Annotated in this window: 18 protein-coding genes; 7 read left to right on the top strand and 11 right to left on the bottom strand. The window is 42.1% G+C overall.

Going from position 1 to position 19,717, the window contains the following annotated elements:
* The 3 genes from C8322_RS04410 to cxpE form a co-directional block, all read right to left on the bottom strand.
* Positions 1 to 643, bottom strand: a 643-nt coding sequence (locus tag C8322_RS04410; RefSeq protein WP_146747332.1) for a CSLREA domain-containing protein, incomplete at its 3' end; no start/stop codon positions are given.
* 122 nt (positions 644 to 765) lie between these two features.
* Positions 766 to 1,470: a DnaA regulatory inactivator Hda gene (gene hda, locus C8322_RS04405; protein ID WP_004815088.1), complete on the bottom strand. Its 705-nt coding sequence runs from the start codon at positions 1,468 to 1,470 to the stop codon at positions 766 to 768.
* Positions 1,471 to 1,484: 14 nt separating this feature from the next.
* A complete protein-coding gene (gene cxpE, locus C8322_RS04400) occupies positions 1,485 to 2,705 on the bottom strand; it encodes a chloramphenicol efflux transporter CxpE (protein WP_111810410.1) in 1,221 nt (406 codons plus the stop codon).
* Between the two features lie 134 nt (positions 2,706 to 2,839).
* Here cxpE and purM point away from each other — a divergent pair, with 134 nt between their 5' ends.
* Together purM and purN are read left to right on the top strand one after the other, a co-directional pair.
* Positions 2,840 to 3,910, top strand: coding sequence for a phosphoribosylformylglycinamidine cyclo-ligase (gene purM, locus C8322_RS04395; protein ID WP_108675378.1), 1,071 nt, complete (start codon positions 2,840 to 2,842; stop codon positions 3,908 to 3,910).
* Positions 3,911 to 3,914: 4 nt separating this feature from the next.
* The gene (gene purN, locus C8322_RS04390) at positions 3,915 to 4,544 is read left to right on the top strand and encodes a phosphoribosylglycinamide formyltransferase (RefSeq protein ID WP_108675379.1); all 630 of its coding nucleotides are present in this window, start codon (positions 3,915 to 3,917) and stop codon (positions 4,542 to 4,544) included.
* Positions 4,545 to 4,602: 58 nt separating this feature from the next.
* Here purN and C8322_RS04385 read toward each other — a convergent pair whose 3' ends face one another.
* Positions 4,603 to 5,409, bottom strand: coding sequence for an alpha/beta fold hydrolase (locus C8322_RS04385; RefSeq protein ID WP_108675380.1), 807 nt, complete (start codon positions 5,407 to 5,409; stop codon positions 4,603 to 4,605).
* Positions 5,406 to 6,428, bottom strand: coding sequence for a signal peptide peptidase SppA (gene sppA / locus C8322_RS04380; protein WP_004815079.1), 1,023 nt, complete (start codon positions 6,426 to 6,428; stop codon positions 5,406 to 5,408). Before sppA ends, C8322_RS04385 begins: the two co-directional genes overlap by 4 nt.
* Before the next feature lie 128 nt (positions 6,429 to 6,556).
* On the opposite strand from sppA, the gene C8322_RS04375 reads away from it, so the two are divergent.
* On the top strand, positions 6,557 to 7,567 hold the full coding sequence (locus C8322_RS04375) for a lysophospholipid acyltransferase family protein (RefSeq protein ID WP_108675381.1): 1,011 nt from the start codon (positions 6,557 to 6,559) through the stop codon (positions 7,565 to 7,567).
* On the opposite strand, the gene C8322_RS04370 is transcribed toward C8322_RS04375, so the two are convergent.
* The 3 genes from C8322_RS04370 to C8322_RS04360 form a co-directional block, all read right to left on the bottom strand.
* Positions 7,554 to 10,007, bottom strand: a complete 2,454-nt coding sequence (locus C8322_RS04370) for a DNA internalization-related competence protein ComEC/Rec2 (RefSeq protein ID WP_111810409.1) — start codon at positions 10,005 to 10,007, stop codon at positions 7,554 to 7,556. The two genes, C8322_RS04375 and C8322_RS04370, sit on opposite strands and share 14 nt — an antisense overlap.
* Positions 10,008 to 10,103: 96 nt before the next feature.
* Positions 10,104 to 10,787 carry a lipoprotein-releasing ABC transporter ATP-binding protein LolD gene (lolD, locus tag C8322_RS04365; RefSeq protein ID WP_111810408.1) on the bottom strand — a complete coding sequence of 228 codons (684 nt, stop codon included), beginning with the start codon at positions 10,785 to 10,787 and terminating at the stop codon, positions 10,104 to 10,106.
* Entirely contained in the window at positions 10,780 to 12,015 is a 1,236-nt protein-coding gene (locus tag C8322_RS04360; protein WP_111810407.1) for a lipoprotein-releasing ABC transporter permease subunit, read from the bottom strand. The genes lolD and C8322_RS04360 overlap by 8 nt, the downstream gene beginning before the upstream one ends.
* A 26-nt stretch (positions 12,016 to 12,041) precedes the next feature.
* Between C8322_RS04360 and C8322_RS04355 the strand changes: the two genes are divergently transcribed.
* Positions 12,042 to 12,608: a PilZ domain-containing protein gene (locus C8322_RS04355; RefSeq protein WP_111810406.1), complete on the top strand. Its 567-nt coding sequence runs from the start codon at positions 12,042 to 12,044 to the stop codon at positions 12,606 to 12,608.
* Between the two features lie 10 nt (positions 12,609 to 12,618).
* Here C8322_RS04355 and C8322_RS04350 read toward each other — a convergent pair whose 3' ends face one another.
* Together C8322_RS04350 and C8322_RS04345 are read right to left on the bottom strand one after the other, a co-directional pair.
* Complete coding sequence (locus C8322_RS04350) at positions 12,619 to 13,521, bottom strand: DMT family transporter (protein ID WP_111810405.1); 903 nt, start codon at positions 13,519 to 13,521, stop codon at positions 12,619 to 12,621.
* 15 nt (positions 13,522 to 13,536) lie between these two features.
* Positions 13,537 to 14,040, bottom strand: coding sequence for a YaiI/YqxD family protein (locus C8322_RS04345; protein ID WP_171334344.1), 504 nt, complete (start codon positions 14,038 to 14,040; stop codon positions 13,537 to 13,539).
* A gap of 229 nt (positions 14,041 to 14,269) precedes the next feature.
* Between C8322_RS04345 and C8322_RS04340 the strand changes: the two genes are divergently transcribed.
* A complete protein-coding gene (locus tag C8322_RS04340) occupies positions 14,270 to 15,199 on the top strand; it encodes a hypothetical protein (protein ID WP_111810404.1) in 930 nt (309 codons plus the stop codon).
* Between the two features lie 607 nt (positions 15,200 to 15,806).
* Here the strand turns inward: C8322_RS04340 and serC are convergent.
* Positions 15,807 to 16,889, bottom strand: coding sequence for a 3-phosphoserine/phosphohydroxythreonine transaminase (gene serC, locus C8322_RS04335; RefSeq protein WP_108675385.1), 1,083 nt, complete (start codon positions 16,887 to 16,889; stop codon positions 15,807 to 15,809).
* Between the two features lie 254 nt (positions 16,890 to 17,143).
* Between serC and C8322_RS04330 the strand changes: the two genes are divergently transcribed.
* Complete coding sequence (locus tag C8322_RS04330; protein ID WP_008302392.1) at positions 17,144 to 18,070, top strand: hypothetical protein; 927 nt, start codon at positions 17,144 to 17,146, stop codon at positions 18,068 to 18,070.
* A 129-nt stretch (positions 18,071 to 18,199) separates the two neighbouring features.
* Positions 18,200 to 19,663: a TolC family protein gene (locus tag C8322_RS04325; protein WP_034591968.1), complete on the top strand. Its 1,464-nt coding sequence runs from the start codon at positions 18,200 to 18,202 to the stop codon at positions 19,661 to 19,663.
* The last annotated feature ends 54 nt before the right edge of the window (positions 19,664 to 19,717 follow it).

Genomic DNA, 19,717 nt, shown 5'->3' with positions numbered 1-19,717 from the left:
TTATATCGCTAAAAAAGCCTTTACAGATAGGTTTGTGCAACAAAGCCGTTTGATCGGTCTTATTTATGCCAGCGATATAAATTGCGCCTCCATCGTTGGCCATACCGCGATGTAATTTCACATACTCTAGGGTGAGCTTACCTTGGTTATAAATTAAGCCCCCTTTGCTCACTTTACAACTGATAACACCACATCCTTCTAGTGTAACTTCACGCAGTCTGACAGATACGGTCTGATTTTTTTCTGAAACTGTTTCAGAATTAGCAATATTGAAAATTCCGCCCAAGGTATTAGCAGGCAGATTGTCCATAATTCTTATAGTTGCATTGCTCAAACCATCCTCTAGATTATCCCCCATCTTCTTTTCATAGGTGGTATGGATATACATGGAGCGTATTATTTGTAATGGAGAATTTAGCTTATAAATTTCCTTCTCTTTTAACTTGATAACAGGAACAGGCTTGTCATCCCCACAGCCCAGATAAGGCTTATCCATCCCCTGATTAATATATTGTACAGCCTCACGTAGGGAACATTCTTTATCATCCCTGACGATATCTTCAGTGGTAGTGACGACAATTTCAGCACTGTATGCCTGCCCCATAATACATAGCAAAGCAATGCCTAAGCTCTTCTTGAGCATGACCTTCTCCTAATTTCTTATATTCTTTCTTTTTATTCTAAAATCGCATCATCCTAGCGATATTTGAATTATTTTGCTCTAATCTGTCATAACTTGAGTAATTACTCAAGAATTTTTATTATTTATCGATATTCGTCAATCAATGCATAAATCTGCCTTAAATTAGCATTACTCACTTTGAGTTTCTCGCCCTTTAAAAGTTGAATAATTTGTTCAAGTGTTTGTAAAAGTACTGAGGTCTGATGCGGACCATGACTCAGCAGGTAATCAAAAATTTGCTGATCCAGATGAATCCCACGTCTATCCAATACTGATGATACTAAAGCAAAACGGTCAGCATAAAGACTTCCGTTCGGAACGCGCGTACTTACCGCCTGGGTCAAACGAGACTGTAAATCCGGTAATTCCAGCTTAAGTTCAATCGGAGCAAACCTTGAAGAAAAGACCAGCTGACCACCGCCTTCATTATTATAATTAATTAAGTGAAAAACTGCCTTTTGCCAGTGGGGTACGCCACTAATCGCTTCAATATCATCTAAAGCTACCAGATCATAGCGGTCAAGTGAGGTAATGGCTTCTGTAGGTGCATCCAAAAGTTCCAATAAAGAGACCTGAATTGCAGTTTTCCCCACTTCTAAGTAAGAATCACAAATCGCAGAAAGTAAATGACTCTTACCTGTTCCAGCACCACCATAGACATAAAAACGATTAATCAGACCCGCATGGAGCTGGCGAATCGCATCAATTACATGCCCCCATCCCGGACCCGAAAAATCACTGATTCGGGCATCGAGCTGGGGTTCAATATCAAGTTGCAATTGACGCATATCTATTTTTTGGCCTATCCATCTTTAAGCTGGGTTTGTTCAATCTTACTCGATTTTTCATCTGCTTGCAGTGCTTTCTCATGAGGCGATTTCAGGTCAATATCTACATCTACATTAGGGGTTTCAATATTGATAGAGCCAGTAGAGGCTTTTTGGATGATGAGGGTTCTATTATCGTAGAGTGCACTTTTTTCATAGAATTCACGGGCATGACGCAGCAATACAACGATCACCGCAGCGACTGGCAAGGCAATCAGCATACCCAGGAATCCTGCCAGTTGAGCACCTGCCAATACGGCAAATACCACAGCAACTGGTGACAGACCTATTTTATCGCCAAGCAGGAATGGCTGCAGGATATAGCCTTCTACTGCCTGACCTACCATGAATACAATACCCACTAGAACCAGTTGCCACCAGTCAATTCCAAACTGGAATAAAGTCGCCACTACTGCTGCAATAATCCCAACTGCAAAACCCAGATACGGGATAATACTACACAGGCCTGCGACCATCCCGATGATCAGACCGATTTCCAGGCCAATCAATTGTAAACCGACGGCATAAACAACGCCTAGTAATACCATGACCAGAAATTGTCCTTTCACAAATGCACCCAAAACTTCGTGACATTCACCAACAACTTCCAAAGTACTACGCTCGTATGGACGTGGAATGAGTCGGCGCATGCTGTCGAGCATGCGTTCCCAGTCGAGCAGGAAATAAAAAGCAATGATGGGAACAAGAACAATCGTTCCACCAATCTGAATAAAACTAATGCCAGATTGTGCCAATTTCAAGGCCATTGCCTGAATGCTGTCGGCACTATAATTGGTCTGGACATAATCCATGACCACACTGGAAATCTGATTGGTGTCAATTTCCATTGGCACGAGATTAAAGGTATCAGACAACCATGGCAGGAAAGTATAATTGACCCAGTGAATTCCAGCAGGAATGCTGTCGCGGGCATACATTAACTGTTTCCACACCAACGGCACCAAGTACCACATGGCTAGGGTCAGCACCACCCCGATCCCGATAAAAACAATACTGATAGAGAGCCAGCGCGGCAGACCAATACGATGTAAACGATCAACCAAAGGACTAAATAAATAGGCGATAAAAAATGCGCCGACAAATGGAACAACAACAGGCTTAAGCAGGTATAACACCCAAATAATCAAGGCGATACCAGCCAAGATAAAAATGCGACGTAAGGTACGATCTACCATAAAGTCTTGCCTTTTCTCTATTAATCATTATAAAAAGTAAAATATTTGAATAAAGATAGCATTTTAGGACATAAATAACATAAGAGTTTCGTATATTCGGGTATAATCAGCGCCGCGAATGCGGAGACTTCATTATGAGCAACTCAACTTCTACCCCAAACACTGGTTTAAGCTACAAAGATGCAGGTGTCGATATTGAAGCGGGAGACGCGTTAGTCGACCGAATCAAGTCCGTCGCTAAGCGCACTAAACGTCCTGAAGTTATGGGCGGTCTTGGTGGCTTTGGTGCACTTTGTAAAATCCCTAAAGGTTATGAAGAACCTGTTCTCGTATCTGGCACTGATGGTGTTGGTACAAAATTACGTTTAGCATTGAATTTGAACCGTCATGACACAATTGGTCAGGATCTGGTTGCAATGTGTGTAAACGACCTTCTCGTTTGTGGTGCTGAACCACTGTTCTTCCTGGATTACTATGCAACTGGTCACTTGAATGTTGATGTCGCAGCAAATGTTGTTACTGGCATTGGTGCTGGCTGTGAACTTGCTGGTTGTGCATTGGTTGGCGGTGAAACTGCTGAAATGCCAGGCATGTATGAAGGTGAAGACTACGACCTTGCAGGTTTCTGTGTGGGTGTTGTTGAGCAAAGTAAAATTATTGATGGCTCTAAAGTTAAAGCAGGCGATGTGCTAGTTGGTGTTGCATCTTCAGGTGCACACTCAAATGGTTACTCACTACTTCGTAAAATTCTTGACGTGAAAAACGTTGATTTAAACCAGATCATCGATGGTCGACTACTTGCTGACGTAGCAATGGAACCAACACGTATTTATGTAAAACCGATTCTTGAATTGCTTAAACAGGTAGATGTGCATGCAATGGCACACATCACTGGTGGTGGTTTGCCAGGTAACCTGCCTCGCGTACTTCCAAACGGGGCTCAAGCAGTTGTGAATGAGTCTTCTTGGGAATGGCCTGAACTATTCAAGCTTCTTCAACGCGAAGGTGGTGTAGAACAGTTTGAAATGTATCGTACATTTAACTGCGGCGTAGGTATGGTACTTGTTGTTGACGCAGCAGATGCAGACAAGACTGTAGACGTACTGAACAGCCTTGGCGAAAAAGCATGGACGATGGGTCACATTGCGGACAATGCCGAGTCTGTAGAAGGCGCTGATGAAAAAATCCGTGTGATCTTCGCATAATCGCATGATTAAAATTGCTGTTCTTGTTTCAGGCAGTGGATCTAACCTGCAAGCCCTGATTGATGCCAATCTGTCAGGGCAAATTGTCGGCGTAATTTCCAACAAGCCTGAAGCTTATGCTTTAGCGCGTGCGCAAAAAGCTGGAATTCAGACTGCAGTCATTGAACACAAGCAGTATCCGAATCGTGAAGCTTTTGATGATGTGATGCATCAACAACTGTTAGATTGGGATGTGGATTTAGTAGTACTGGCAGGCTTTATGCGAATTTTAAGTGAAAAATTTGTTAAAGCCTGGGAAGGTAAAATGGTGAACATCCATCCTTCTCTCTTGCCGAATTACAAAGGTATGCACACGCATCAACGGGTGCTGAATACTGGGGATACCCTGCACGGCTGTACCGTACATTATGTAACCGCTGAATTGGATGCCGGTCAGGCCTTGGCTCAAGGTATTTTAAAAGTATCTCATCAAGATACAACACATACTTTAGCTCAGCGCGTGCATGTACTGGAACATCTGATTTACCCGCAAGTGGTGGAATGGATCTGTACTGGTACGATTCAGCATACTGCTGCTGGCGTAATGTATCGCGGTGAGTTGATGCAGGAACCGGTTCAATTCTGCAAATTCTAAAGAATACACTGCATAAAAAAACGCATCCCCGGATGCGTTTTTTTATGCTTCACTTTTTTTACTTTAAAGACTGCTCTGCGATGAGCTGCTTGATCAGACCAACGACTTCATACGGTCTTTCTAAAGGAAACATGTGTCCACCTGGCGTTACCGTAAAGGGAATACCAAATTTCTTCTGGACCAATCTTGGAAACTGTCTTTTATGAAACAGGCTTTCATCACCTACAACAAGATGCATCGGCAGTTTGACCTTTGCTTGCGGTAACCACCATAAGGATGGATTGGTACGAAAGATATTCACTTCATCCATTTTGGGAATGGTCAGCTCAACCCCACCCCGCACTGGGTCATCTTTCAAGGCATGATCAATATAGGCTTGAAAACAATCCTGATCAAAATCTTTATAAAAGCCCTTTGAACGTAGTAATTCTGCTGCCTGCTCACGGGATTTCCAATGATCACGACGGCGTAAAGACAAAGCAGCGGGTGACATCGTATCCACAGCCTTTAGCTTTAACACTTTTGCCATATGCAGCATCAATGAAGATGGTCCCATAATCAAAGGTGGGTCCAGCATGATCACCTGCTTGAACAGTTCAGGCCGTTGACGAGCAGCCATCATGGTTAAGGCTCCACCTAGCGAATGCCCCAGACCAATCACCTGGCGACCTTGCGCTTGGCGTACGATACTGTCGATCACTTGCTGGGTCAGGCTATTCCAATGATTATCAATCGGATAACGTTTATCTGGACCCAGCAACGGCACATAGATAATGTCATACTCATCTTTTAGTCCATCAAACAGTTTCTGATAGACACGAGAAGGCACGCCATTGGCGTGCGCAAAATGAATAATTGGCTTCATTGCAGTTTGGTCTGACTTTCAGTACTGAGTTTCTGAGCGACCGAGCTGGCAATACCTTCGCCTAGGGAAGCCCCCATACGACCTAAGATAGACTCAAATGGGCTGTATTCAACGGTGTAGTTCAAGGCTTTATCAGTTTTCAGTTCACGCTTCAAGGTTTGTAAGCTACCGGTACGGTCAGCAATACCTAATTGTACTGCCTGTTCACCCGTCCAGAACAGACCAGAGAAAATTGCAGGATCAGTTGATTTAAGCTTTGCTCCACGACCTTGTTTCACTGCATTGATAAAGTGAGCATGCACATTATCCAACACACCTTGAACATGGGCTTTCTGTGCAGCATCAACTGGCTGGGTCATCGAAAGTAGTGCCTTATTTTCACCCGAAGTCATGGTACGGTCTTCCACGCCCAGTTTCTGCATCAGGTTACTCACGCCATAGTTCGGCATGATCACGCCAATTGAACCGACCAGACTCGATGGATTGACAATAATTTCATCTGCAGCAGAAGCAATATAATAAGCACCCGAAGCGCCAGTATCACCAATTACAGCATACAGCTTTTTCTGCGGATACTGCTTTTTCAGGTACTGAATTTCCTGCCAGATTTCATCAGATTGCACTGGTGAACCACCTGGAGAATTGATATTCAGAACCACTGCTTTCGCCTGCTTACTTGCATAAGCTTTCTTCAGCGACTTGATGGTGTTGTTACTATTCACACTTTGCTTGTCTGATGCAATCGTGCCAATAATATCAACCACCGCCAGATGCTCATCTGAAGTTTTAGTGGCATCAGTCGATGCTGTACTGCAGCTTTTGCCCATGGCAAGGATAATAAACAGCAAATAGGCAAACGTCAGGAATTTAAAGAAGATCCCCCAACGACGTGCGCGGCGCTGCTCTTCTACAGAGGCAAGTACCGCTTTTTCAAGCAGTTTCCACTCAGGTCCTGTCGGTTGCTGAGGTTGTGGCGTATTTTGTATTTGATTTTCAGGTTTTGGTGGCCAATCGGACATAAACAATCCAACACATAATTATATTGTGCCCATTATATACACCGATTTGAGTATTTCTGTCTAAACCAGTAGTTTTATCCTATAATAAATTTCAATTATTCCTTCCCATTGCTCTTAATATCAATTCAATGACTGCACAAAGCTCAAAGAATTCAACCTATGGTTTGCTTAAATTCGTCAGCCGACTTCCGCTCCCAATTACGAGATTGATGGCAAGCAGTCTTGCGGGCATTGTAAATCTATTGAAGACTTCCAAGACCTCAGAAACTATTCGCTTTAATCTGAAAATTGCACTTCCGGAGCTTTCAGAGCAGCAACGTGAAGAGATTACGCGTGCCTCAATCCGGAATGAATTGATGTCTTATTTTGAGTTTTTTAGTATTTGGGGCTCGAGCAATGAAAAAAATCTTCAACGTATCCATCATGTAGAAGGACAACATTTACTTAAGGAAGCACTTGCAGCAAATAAAGGGCTGGTACTGATTGTGCCGCATTTTGGTACCTGGGAAATCATGAATGCTTATATTGCTCAATTTACTCAAATGAGCATTATGTACAAGCCGGTCAAAGATCCTGCCGTGGATAACTTTGTTCGTGAGGCACGGAGTCGTGAGCAGGCTACCTTATTACCCACCGATGAAACAGGCGTTCGTCAGATTTTTAAAGCCTTGAAACAAGGCGGCACGACAGTGATTCTTCCAGACCATACCCCAACTGCAGGCGGTGAATATATTCCTTTTTTTGGTGTACCACTCAGCTCAAGCAACCTCAGCGCCAAACTGATTCAAAAGACCAAGGCAAAATGCCTGTTCCTTTTTGCAATGCGTAATACTGAAGGAGGCTTTGATGTATTCTTCGAGCCACTCGATGAGCAAATCTATAACTCTACCCCGAATCAGGGTACCGAGATTATTTTCAAGAAAATGGAAGAACTGATTCATCGTTACCCGGAGCACTACCATTGGAGCTATAAACGCTTTAAAGCGCATGAGTCTCTGGGCGGCACCATTTATCGCATTCCACAGGATGAAGCACTGGCTAAAATTAATGATCTGCGCCAGGCTTATCAGGACGAACAGGCAAAACTTGCAGCAGAAACTTTACAGACTTTAAATACGAATACAGCTATTGAATCTTAAGATTTTCTCTCTGCAACCATCTATATTTAGATCGATAAGATGCAAGGTGTATCTGTTGTTCTTTAATAAAAAACTCGACGCTACCGTGCTCTGGCGTACTTAACAGTGGAATATTTAAAGCTTGTAATCGTGCTTGAGTCAATCGACTGGGATGGCCATAACGATTAAATCGCCCAGCAGAAGCAATCGCGATTTTGGGGCGGTAATGCTGTAAAAACTGATAGGCTGAACTGTGCTGGCTACCATGATGCCCCAAGATCAACACATCGACTTTTAAATCCGGATAATCTCTTAGCAAATGAAACTCAGTTTGCCAGCCTGTATCGCCCATCAGTAAAAAATGCTGATAAGGCCAGGCATCTTTAACTTGTATATGGATAACACAGGAATTTTCATTTTTATCAGGTTTAAACTGATTAAGTGAGTCTGACCGCGGTGATAACACCTGAAAATAAACCTGTTCATTCCAGTTCCAGGACTGTCCCTGCTGACATAATTTAAATTGAGTACTTTCATTCAGTTCAGGCTGTTCACTGGCGATAAGCTCTGAAACCTTAAGTTGATCACGGATATGCATATAAGCTCCACTATGATCCTGATCCAAATGGGTCAATACCAGCTGATCAAGCTTAGATATTCCCTGCACGGATAGAAATGGAAGAATAATCTGCTCACCGATACTAAAACGACTTTCATCATAATTACCACCAGTATCCACCATCATGTTATGTTGGCCTTGACGGATAAAGATGCTTTGACCCTGCCCCACATCCAGCACATGCAATTGAAATGGCGAATGATAAAGCGGTATTGCCATGATGGGGACCAGTCCACACGCTGCCCATGACTTGGGTACCGCTCCACGCGGTATAAAAAGAATTACAAGAATAACTACACTCAATATCAGTAGCCATGGTGTCATTGCGACCGGGATCAGTTCAGGTGAAAACAGATGATCCAGTAGATTTAAAAAACCAAGTAACATACTGATCATCAGATCGTTCATTTGAAAGATCAGTGCCGCGAATGGTTCCGCAATGAAGAAAAATAGAGCGGCAATAATATCCAGTGGCACAATAAGTAGACCAATCCATGGAATCGCGAACAAATTACTCAATGGTGCGATCCAGGCCAGCTGTTTAAAGAAAATAATCATTAAGGGAAATAAGGCGACAAAAATTTTCCACTGAGATTCAACTAAAACTTTTACTGCAAAATATATACGTTGTCCTGGACTTTGGATTACATCTCGTGGTTGTCGCTGTATGGTCTGATAAATTCGCAGCAAGACAAAACAGGCACCATAAGACAACCAGAAGGCTGCGGACAAAATACTAAAAGGATCCAGTAACAGTAATATTGCTGCACTTAAGATCAGTAACTTTAAAGGTTGCACATACTGCCTTAACCAGATACTGGCCGTGATCATCACACAGATCAACAAGGTACGTAAGGCCGGAATTTCAAAACCCACAAAGGCGCAGTACAGCAAGACACAAAGTAAAAAAGGTATACTCAGGTAATATTGTCTGGGCCATTTCAGATAAAGAGCTGGAAAAATCCTTGCTGTCAAAAACTGTAAACTCGCACAGAATATCAGTGCAAAAATCACTACATGCGGCCCCGAAATTGCCAGCAGGTGACTCATACCAAAACGGCGAAACTGCTGTTCAATTGCTGGATCCAGTAAACTCTCATCTCCCGTTAGCAGAGCCAACATCAACCCTTTGTTTCGTATTGGCTGTTGGTAAATAAATACTCTTAACTCTAATCGTTTTTGTTCAATCCAAAGAAGTAGCGAGGATCTTAAACTTTGCTGTTGGCGTAAATGCTGGCTAAAACCGAGTGCATAAACTTCCTGCTGGGTGAAAGGCTGAATCTGTTGAATACGAAATCCTGCCATCAGGTTTTGTTCGAGATACCATTTCTCCACATCGAATGCACCAGGCGTGGCATAGGCATGTGCCGGTCGTATCTCACCAATCAGTCGGTAATACTGCCCCAGCTGTAGCTGATTTGACATATTAGACGCAGCCTGCACTGGTCTTTCCTGCTTAACAGAACCCAGCCACTGCACTAGCGTCCCATTCGGCTGTAATACCTGTAAGGGTTGCTGAATACTGGCGGTATTTATTTTGTTGAGCCGGGAGATATAAACGATAACTTCTCGCTGCCCAACTTCTTTCTCGATAAATTGCAATCGCTGATCAAGAGCATGATTGGCAAAGCCCTGCCCTAATAAAAAGCTCAGACTTAAGGAAAATAAAATAGAAATAAAACGTAGATAAACATGATGCAGCCTTAAATGGATGACCCGGTAGATAAGCAGCCATACCAGCATAATCAGGCAGACTGATCCTGCTGATAACTGGTATTCAGCTTTACTCCACCCCATTGTTGTCAAGCCAAGAATCCAGCCTACACCTAGCCATTGCAGCATGATTTTTCTTTTTATTGTTATTTTATGACGCAATAATAAAGCCCACCGGAGTGAGCTTCAATCAAAGAGGATTATTCCAATATTTTTAAGACAATATCAGTCATTCACCCATAACCCATCCTGCATATGCAGAATACGGTCTGCTGACTGAGCCAATTGCTCATCATGGGTTACGATCAACATGGCCATATTGAACTCCTGACGTAATTCGGTCAGTAGCTCAAATATTTTTACCGCAGTTTTACGATCCAGATTCCCGGTCGGTTCATCGGCCATCATCAATTTTGGTTTCCCCACTAAGGCACGCGCCAAGGCCACACGCTGGCGTTCACCACCAGACAACTCGCCCGGTTTATGGGTTAAACGATGACTTAGGCCCACACGTTCCAGCAGATACTCAGCTTGCTGTTTCACTTCCTTAAATTTGCTGCCCTTACGTAGCATCAGTGGCATCGCGACATTTTCAAGCGCGGTAAACTCAGGCAGAAGGTGGTGGAACTGATAGACAAAGCCCAAGTGCTCATTACGCACATAACCACGCTCAGCTTCAGACAGCGTATCAAAACGCTGGCCGTTCACCATCACGTGACCCGAAGTTGGACGATCTAAACCACCGAGCACATGCAGCAAAGTACTTTTGCCTGAACCACTTGAACCAACAATTGAAACAAATTCACCCGCCTGCACCTGCAAAGACAGACCACGGATCACTTCAACTGTAGATTTACCATCGGTAAAAGATTTTTGAATATTCTGGGCATCTAGAATGATATTACTCATAACGTAATGCCTCCGCAGGCTGAATCTTCGCTGCACGTAGCGCAGGATAGATTGTTGCTACAAAACTTAAGACCAATGACAACACAACAATCAGCACTACATCCTGCCAGCGTAGATAAGACGGCAAGTAGTTAATGAAGTAGGCATCAAACATATGCAGACCCAAAGTATTGTTCAGCCAGCCCACCAGACTACTAATACTAGTCGCAGCAACGATACCCAGAATTGCACCAGCACAAGTACCAATCACACCAATGACAGTTCCCTGCACCATAAAGATTTTGGTAATCGTTGCAGGTGAAGCACCTAAGGTACGTAAAATGGCAATATCCGATTTCTTGTCAGTTACCACCATTACCAGAGAGGAGACAATATTAAACGCTGCGACCAACACAATCAGGAACAGCAGCAAGCTCACCATTGCCTTTTCCATCTGAATGGCACTAAACAGGTTACCGTGAGTATAAGTCCAGTCAGATGCATAGAAGTTTGCTGGCAAATTCATGACAATATCACGTGAAACTTGCGGTGCCAGGAAGATATCATCCAGCTTCATGCGGATCCCCTGTGCACCATCTGGCAGACGCAGCAAAGTTGCCGCATCATTCAGGGCTATATAGCCCATCATTGAATCTACTTCTGCACCAATGCTGAATATTCCGACCACATTAAAGCGCTTAAAGCGTGGCACTACACCAGCAGGTGACGGCGTGGCTTCCGGCAATACCAGGGTAATACTGTCGTTTAAACCGACCCCCATTGAGTCTGCCATCTGCTTGCCCAGCACAATTCCGAACTCACCTTTTTTCAGCTGATCGATACTGCCTTCAACCATATGATTTTGAATGATAGAAACATTCTTTTCATAATCTGGTTCGATTCCTGTGACCATGATCCCGGCAACCTGCCCTTGCGCAGTCAACATTCCCTGTAACTGGGTAAATGGAGCAACACCTTGAACATGTTCATGTTGTTCAATTTTTTTTGCAAGTTCAGGCCAATTTGTTAAAATTTGTGTTGAAGAAACAGTGGCTTGAGGTATCATTCCTAAGACACGATTTTTTAATTCTCGATCAAAACCGTTCATTACAGACAGTACTGTAATGAGGACTGCCACACCAAGCGTGAGGCCGATCATAGAGACTAAAGCGATAAAAGAAATAAAGTGGTTACTGCGCCGTGCGCGAGTATATTTCAACCCTATGTACAGCGAGATTGGTTTGAACATAACCATCTAGTCCGAGGTAATAAATTATGGAAAATTTACAGCATCAGCATGGAGTTACTGAAAGACGTGTCATGTCACGCATCGATGCTGCCTTACGAATTAATTATCAGATTATTTCCGATGATGTAGCCTTAAATGATCCTTACGATGCTAATTTCATATTGCCCCGCTATTTTCTACTACTTGCTGAGTTAGATCAATTTGATCATGCACTCAACTACGAATTAGAACAATTAGCTGAAAAAGATCAACAAATTGCTCGAATCTTATCCTTATTTAACCAAAAATTAAACCTGATCACCGGGTCTTTATACGATTCAATTGTACAGAGCATGTTACCTGTCCCTGAAGATGTGAACTTTTCCGAGTCTGGCTTAAGCTTTTTTAGTAAACATCTCATCAAGGAAGGCACCTATATTCACTTGACCTTAAGCCATCCGGAGAACTTCTTCCATATTGCAGCGACAGCGCAAGTGGTTTATAGCCGTGCCGAAGATAATGGTCAATTCCGCACTGGGGCTTATTTCATTACTCTACATCCACAGGACCGGGCAAAAATTAGCGAATGTGTGAAAGCTTACGAAATTCCATAATCTGACTAAATTATTGATTTTTATGACGGGCCTGAATACTCGCCCGAATTTCTTTCAGGAAATATACAACAAGACCAGACAATAAAATTACGACCCCCACCAAAGCAATGAGGGGCAATTTTTCATTATTCAGTAAAGCGCCTATCATTAGTGCCAACATCGGTGTCAATACATTGGTAAGCGACAAGGTAGTCGGTTTGATCTTCTGCACCAGTTTAAAATAACAGAACATCGCAATCAGCGAAGCCATTATCACGGCATACCCTAATCCAAATAGGCTCTTGGCATGTGGCATGGCAGTGGGCGCATATTGCCAGATAAAAGGCAGCATACCGATAGAGAAGATTACCGACAAGCCAATCGAGCCTGCTGCCTGTGCCATCGGGTCAATTGGCGCATTAATCTTTTTCACCCAATACATAGACATGCAATAAACCAGTACACCAATTAGCGCAATCACAATCCCGACTGGTTGAAGATGCTGATCTGCATCCCCCAGACAAATGATGGAAAGTCCTGTTAAGGCAATTGTCATCCCTAGCCATTGATTGAGAGAAAGATGCATCCCAAACATGAAGCGCCCAATCAGGCCGGAAATCACAGGTGAAAGACCAAACATCAGGGCAATGATACCGGAGCTAAGATAGTCTGTAGACCAATAGGTAAAGGTCTGCGAGCCGATAAAACTGCAGGCCCCTGCCAGATAGCTGTGCAAGGAAACACGATCAAATGGTAACCGGGTTTTAAACAGCCAAAGTAGTCCCAAAGCCAAAGGCAGAGCCAGAAAGAACCGGATTGCCAATGCCCACATTGGATGCAGATCTTCCACACTCCAGACAATTGCCAGTGGTGTGGTGGACCAGATGAAAACCAGTAAGGCATAGGTTACCATCAGGTTACTTTGTTTGGGCATTTGAAAATTTTCTCGTTATTTTGCAGCTGTTTTACGCTTTTGCTTTTGAATGGTTTGATCGAGTGAACTGGAAAACTCGCGTTTATCACGCTCAGAAATTGGTGGCGGTCCGCCAGTTTGTACCCCTGCGCCACGCAGCGTATCCATAAAATCACGTAAATGCAGACGCGCTTTGACATTCGCCGTGGTATAGATTTCACCTCGTGGATGAATGGCAATACCACCTTTTTCAATGACTTGTGCCGCCAGCGGAATATCCTGGGTAATCACGATGTCATGTTCATTCATGCGATCTACAATTTCCTGATCTGCCGCATCGGCACCACTGAGTGCCTGAATCGAGTTAATACGAATTGAAGGAGTGATCCCTACAGGCTGGTTTGCTACAAAAGTCACTTCAAGCTGATAACGGTCTGAAGCGCGAATAATGACATCTTTAAGAATACGGGGTAATGCATCGGCATCTACCCAAAGTTTAAATGGCAACACGCATGGGTCCGGGATAGAAATGAATATCATCTATTCTAGCAAATGCAGTGCTCATCGTTCCGGTTTTCTTTATACCCTTTTGATATGACCATGTTTGGTACACCCTTTGGACAATTACAACTATGCTGATCTCTAGACTGCGAATAAGAATTGACAAGAATCTGATGGCAATTTAATTTTAAAATTCATCTGATTGACTTGAAAAATCAGAATGACCCTCGATTAACTATAAATAAGCAATCCCAGATCAATTGTGCATATGAAAAATTCAAATAGTCCTGAGATCATCACTATCGATGATCAAAACTTCGGTAGTCATGTTGAACACTGGAATCTCCTTACAGACAATCCAGGTACCGATGTACCGAAGTGGTTAACTCAGGCACTTGATGCCCCGGTCATGCCGATGGGTCTCTGCAAACAAGAATGCGATATGGATGAAAACACCTGGCTGATTCAGGGTCCGAGCAAGGCCACTGTGCAGTTAAGCCAGATCATTGAGGTGGAAAGCAATAAACCCAAAGCTGTGAAAACCGCTTTTCCATGCTTCGACAGTCCTTATAAAGTGAAGGCACAAATTGAACGGATTATCAGCTGCAAGTCTAATACTCAAGCCGTATTACGCCTGAATCTGGGTCTGAACAATATTGTGTATGCGTTTGACAGTCTGTATAGCGTCAATCATAAACAATACGATAAAGATCAAAATTATCTGGTGAATCTGAATGCCTGGGCTTATGAACTCGAGCCTGTAGCGGAACATGAACATCTGATTGTCGATGATCCGGCTTCAATCAAGCACCACCGTGCGCTGAATGATATTCTGGCAGCCAACAATGGCGTTGCACCTGAAAATCTGCAGGAACAGATTGATGCGTGGGAACCTAAATCTGAAGATGATAAAGCTCCGGTTACTGTAGATTTCTCTAAAATGGTGGCTTACCTCTATGGTGAAACCATTGGTCAGGAAGATGAAGCCTGGTTCCAGGGCAATATTGTCGGTAAGACTTCAATGCAATTTATGGATCAGGAATACACACTTTATGATGTCACCCTGATTCATGATGAAGGTCGTCCTGCCACCCTGCTCCGTGTTGCTACGCGCAATCCAGCACATAAAGACTTTAGTATCGGACAATATATCCGTGGCAATCTATGGATTCAGGCCAACATTTATAGCAAAGCCTAAAAATTTTACAGTTTAAATTCAAAAACAGGAGATATTCACATCCGTTGAATATCTCCTGTTTTTTTAAATAAAGATTTTCATTGATGATTTTATTGAGCTGGTTATTTTATCCACAACTTACTCTTCTAAATACACTTTATAAATTCATAAATTAATCACTTATCCACAATTTTAAATTCAAATGCATTCATTTTTAAAAATATCGAATATTATTTACGATATTGGCAATACCCTGTAAACAGTGATTCTTGCTTTTGCAGGATTAATAGGTAGATTTATTTAATGGATGAAAAAAATAATAACTTTATGCAGTTAAATTAAGAATGTACTTTATTTAACCAATTTTTTATGATAAAAAGGCTCATAACAAATAGTAATTAACGATAAATAGATCGGACAATAATATCTATGAAAATCGTACAGGAAGAAAATTTAAATCAAGTCGGGCATCATCTTCGCTCGAGCTATGACATTGACATGATGTCATGCTTGTTTTTTGCCTTGGGCATGCTGATCTGCGCCTTTCTACTTCATCTTTTCGTGTTTTAATTTTCGGAATCGGAAGATAAGAAAACCCAGCCTGAGCTGGGTTTTTTAAATTCTGGATTTAAGCGTTGCGTTTTGCAAACTCATCCATGAATTTTACCAGTGCCTGAACACCTTCAAGCGGAACCGCATTGTAGATACTTGCACGCATACCACCTACTGAACGGTGACCTGCAAGGTTCAACAGATGATTTTCTTCAGCTTCTTTCAGGAACTGTTTTTCCAGTTCAGATTTTGCCAAAGTAAATGGCACGTTCATCATTGAACGGTTTTCTTTGGCAATCGGGTTTGCATAGAAATCGCTAGAGTCGATATAACCATACAGCAGTTCAGCTTTTGCGAGGTTAGCTTTATAAATTGCATCTACACCGCCCTGCTCTAACAACCATTCAAATACCAGACCTGACAGGTACCAGGCATAAGTTGATGGAGTGTTCACCATAGAGCCGTTTTTCGCTTGATCTGCATATTTCAGGATGCTTGGAATTTCCGGTTTCGCTTGATCCAATAGATCTTCACGGATAATGACCAGCGTCAGACCAGCAGGACCAATATTCTTTTGTGCACCGGCATAGATCAGGCCAAATTTAGTTACATCGATTGGCGCAGATAGGATGCTTGAAGAGAAATCACACACCAATGGCTTGTCAGTTTCAGGAATATGGGCAAATTGCAGGCCACCAATCGTTTCGTTATCTGCATAGTGCACATAAGCAGCATCATCTGACAGGTTCCAGGTACTTTGCTCAGTAATCGCTAATTTACCGTCAGCAGTTTTAGTACCTGCTTCAATGACATTGATGTCGCCATAGCGTTTTGCTTCTTTCAGTGCTTTTTCAGACCAGATACCAGTATGGATATAGTCAGCCTTGTTGTTTTTACCTAACAAGTTCAACGGAATTGCAGAGAACTGTAGCGATGCACCACCCTGTAAGAACAATACTTTATAGTTCTCAGGAATGTTCATGAGTTTGCGTAGATCTGCTTCTGCTTTCTCAGCAACCGCGACGTAGTCTGCACTACGGTGACTCATTTCCATGATCGAAAGACCCTTGCCCTGCCAGTCGAGCATTTCAGCTTGAGCTTTTTCAAGAACGGCAGTAGGTAATGCAGCAGGACCAGCACAGAAGTTGTACGCGCGCATGATTTTTCCTTTCAGAGTGAAACACAATAAAATGATGGCATTTAACCATATCTGGACTTAGCTTGCACAAAATTATTTCAATCCATGAATGAAGATAGAGTCAAAAAATCAATGTAGATTCGAGGGATAAATTAAACAACCCAAGCTATTGATTAATATTTAAACGACAATCTGCGTCGCGAAAATTGATTACTTAATAAACAATCTCTTGATTTGGTGATATTTTATACAAATCAATTAACTAGGACTGTAATATGAGTACATTTTTGGATTTTTTTAAAATTTCTCCTCTCTCAGTAAAAGTGGAGTTTTTTAACCCTGACCTTGAAAAAGATAGCCCACAATTTATTGATAGCTATTATCTAACTTGGGCTAATGATGATTACTCAAAAAGAGCATTACAAACACAAAAAATTTTCATGGAAGAACTAATGCTTGCATTAAAAAATGAAGATAATGATAAAGCATTTCGACTCTGTTCCCATTTTTCAGAACCTAAATTTACTGGAATTGGTGTTTCAAAAAATAGCGTTAATGGTAGAGGTTCTAAAGATATTAAAGTTGAAAGAATTATATCGTGCTTAAAAGCTTCTGAAGCCGCTAAAACTGGAAATTTAGAAGATTTGGAAGATTTAATCTTAGTAACTGAAGGAATTGGTGCAGATACTATTTCAGACATTACTACAAATATTTGCCTAAAACACTTTGCTGAATACACTAAAGATCAGTGTTTAAAATTAGGGATTCCTTTAGAAGAAACTAGTCAATATTTTTATTATTTCTGCGACAATACACGAGAGTGGAAAAAATCTAAATTTGAATTACCTCATGCTCCATGGGGAATAAACAAATGTTATGGTCCTGTAGTACTACTTCCTTCTCAGATTCTAGATAGCATAATTAGCTACAGTCATAACTACTTATTTACCAATATCGCCACTCCTATATATAAGGATGAAGCTTTAACTAAATTCCCTTTAGCTTCATTTATTTATTCGGTTAAGAGTACTGGAGAAAAAAGAGTAAAAGCAAAACAGCTTAGGGAACAACATCCTGAATACAGAGGTAATAAAAAGAATATGGATAAATTAATAGCCTCAAATCCAAGACTTCTTAAAGAATATAGAGAAAAAGTAGCTAGAAAACGTTATTTAAAAAGAAAAGGTAAGAAAGAGGATTGAAGGGATGCAAATGCATCTTTTTCTTTTATCATAGAAACAATACTATAACTTTCCTTTTCTCCTGCCCTGCAAGCACTTGATTTATAATGCCCATAAAACTGATTTAATGTGCTTTTGCATCTCTACTTTATGAATATGAAGAAAAATAAACGATGTGTTTACTGGGGTCTGTCTGTACTTGCATCCATGATGTATGGCAGCTTTGCCTATGCACAAACTATCAGCTTTCAGGATGCAGAACGACAACTGCTGCAACGTTCCTATACCAGTCAGGCTTTCCAGAATCTGGAACAGGCTGCAAAACTTGAAGCAGAAGCGGTTAAAGGCATTGGTCTGCCACGGATTGATCTGAATGTCCGTGCCTATGCCTTTCGTAATGAATTAGACATTCCTTTAGGTGCTGTTAAAAATAACCTTGAGCAGTCACTTACCAATGGCTTAAATAATAAAATTGATGAGTTTAATTTAGACCAGGCTATTGCCGACCCGCTTAAAGAAAGCCTGAAGCAACCTATTCAGGATGGTGTTGGTTTAATTCCAGATTCATCCAATGTCGTACTTAGAGATGAAGTTATTCGCCCTACTATTTCAGTGATGATGCCACTTTATACCGGCGGACTTACCAGTAGTGCCAAAGAAATAGCCAGCATTCAGGCGGGACGCAGTGAATTGAGCAACCAGCAACAGCAGGATACACAACGCTTTGAACTGATTCAGGCTTATTTTAATGTGCAACTGCAAAAACAGTTATTGGAAGCCGCACGTTTTAATTCAAATGCCATGCAGCAACATTACCGTAACGCGCTGAAAATGGAACAGCAGGGATTCATCAGTAAGGGTCAGCGTATGCAGTTTGAAGTGGCGCGCAACAATGCTGATCGAACACAACAAAATACTCAGGCGAATCTAAATGCTGCCTTATTCCAGCTGAATAACTTTCTACAGGACAGCCATATTACCGAACTGAGCACACCTTTATTTGTAAATCGTGCTGAACCTCAAAATGTAAATATTCTGCTCAGCAGTTTTAGCCAGAACTCTCCGCTTATTAAAAAAATGAAAATGGATACTGAGCTGGCCAAAGCCAATGTTAAAGCCCAGCAGGCAACAAAAAGACCCAATGTATTTGCCTTTGGTGAATATAGCCTGGATGAAAACCAGAACTGGATTGTCGGCGTTGCAGCACGTTATAACTTATTTTCCGGCATTGATAAAAACAAGAATATTCAGGCTGCCGAACTGAAGCGCCATGCAGCAGAATTGATGACGGCACGTACCCAGCAGGAAATTGAGAGCCTGATTTATAAATCATTTAGTGAGGCGGTCAGCGCCCAGCAAAGTGATCTGTTATTACAACGAAACCTGAAAGCAGCACAAGAAAATCTGCGTATTCAGGAACTGTCTTTTAAGGAAGATGTTGGCACCGCGACGCAGGTAATTGATGCGCAAAATATGTTGAGTGGCCTGAAAGCTGAAATGGCCCTGAATGCCTATAAATACATCATGTCACTTGCCACTTTATTGCAAAGCCATGGCTCAATTACTGAATTTCCTGACTATATGCAACATGCCAATACCCACTATATTCGTTAATGGAGCCAAACATGACTGATGAGCAAAAGCCAGAATTTCCTGTTGATGAACCGG

The sequence above is a fragment of the Acinetobacter sp. SM1B genome, assembly GCF_003289665.1.
Taxonomy (GTDB): domain Bacteria; phylum Pseudomonadota; class Gammaproteobacteria; order Pseudomonadales; family Moraxellaceae; genus Acinetobacter; species Acinetobacter schindleri.
The sequence above is the reverse complement of the archived record's forward strand: the minus strand, read 5'-3'. Positions and strand labels throughout refer to the sequence as shown.

Excerpts from the sequence above, each read along its gene's own strand:
- serC (WP_108675385.1), bottom strand. The coding sequence starts at position 16,889 with ATGCGCGCGTACAACTTCTGTGCTGGTCCTGCTGCATTACCTACTGCC.
- C8322_RS04330 (WP_008302392.1), top strand. The coding sequence starts at position 17,144 with ATGAGTACATTTTTGGATTTTTTTAAAATTTCTCCTCTCTCAGTAAAA.
- C8322_RS04340 (WP_111810404.1), top strand. The coding sequence starts at position 14,270 with ATGAAAAATTCAAATAGTCCTGAGATCATCACTATCGATGATCAAAAC.
- C8322_RS04360 (WP_111810407.1), bottom strand. The coding sequence starts at position 12,015 with ATGTTCAAACCAATCTCGCTGTACATAGGGTTGAAATATACTCGCGCA.
- C8322_RS04325 (WP_034591968.1), top strand. The coding sequence starts at position 18,200 with ATGAATATGAAGAAAAATAAACGATGTGTTTACTGGGGTCTGTCTGTA.
- C8322_RS04370 (WP_111810409.1), bottom strand. The coding sequence starts at position 10,007 with ATGCTGCAATGGCTAGGTGTAGGCTGGATTCTTGGCTTGACAACAATG.
- lolD (WP_111810408.1), bottom strand. The coding sequence starts at position 10,787 with ATGAGTAATATCATTCTAGATGCCCAGAATATTCAAAAATCTTTTACC.
- sppA (WP_004815079.1), bottom strand. The coding sequence starts at position 6,428 with ATGTCCGATTGGCCACCAAAACCTGAAAATCAAATACAAAATACGCCA.
- C8322_RS04375 (WP_108675381.1), top strand. The coding sequence starts at position 6,557 with ATGACTGCACAAAGCTCAAAGAATTCAACCTATGGTTTGCTTAAATTC.
- C8322_RS04385 (WP_108675380.1), bottom strand. The coding sequence starts at position 5,409 with ATGAAGCCAATTATTCATTTTGCGCACGCCAATGGCGTGCCTTCTCGT.
- purM (WP_108675378.1), top strand. The coding sequence starts at position 2,840 with ATGAGCAACTCAACTTCTACCCCAAACACTGGTTTAAGCTACAAAGAT.
- hda (WP_004815088.1), bottom strand. The coding sequence starts at position 1,470 with ATGCGTCAATTGCAACTTGATATTGAACCCCAGCTCGATGCCCGAATC.
- C8322_RS04345 (WP_171334344.1), bottom strand. The coding sequence starts at position 14,040 with ATGATATTCATTTCTATCCCGGACCCATGCGTGTTGCCATTTAAACTT.
- C8322_RS04350 (WP_111810405.1), bottom strand. The coding sequence starts at position 13,521 with ATGCCCAAACAAAGTAACCTGATGGTAACCTATGCCTTACTGGTTTTC.
- cxpE (WP_111810410.1), bottom strand. The coding sequence starts at position 2,705 with ATGGTAGATCGTACCTTACGTCGCATTTTTATCTTGGCTGGTATCGCC.
- purN (WP_108675379.1), top strand. The coding sequence starts at position 3,915 with ATGATTAAAATTGCTGTTCTTGTTTCAGGCAGTGGATCTAACCTGCAA.
- C8322_RS04355 (WP_111810406.1), top strand. The coding sequence starts at position 12,042 with ATGGAAAATTTACAGCATCAGCATGGAGTTACTGAAAGACGTGTCATG.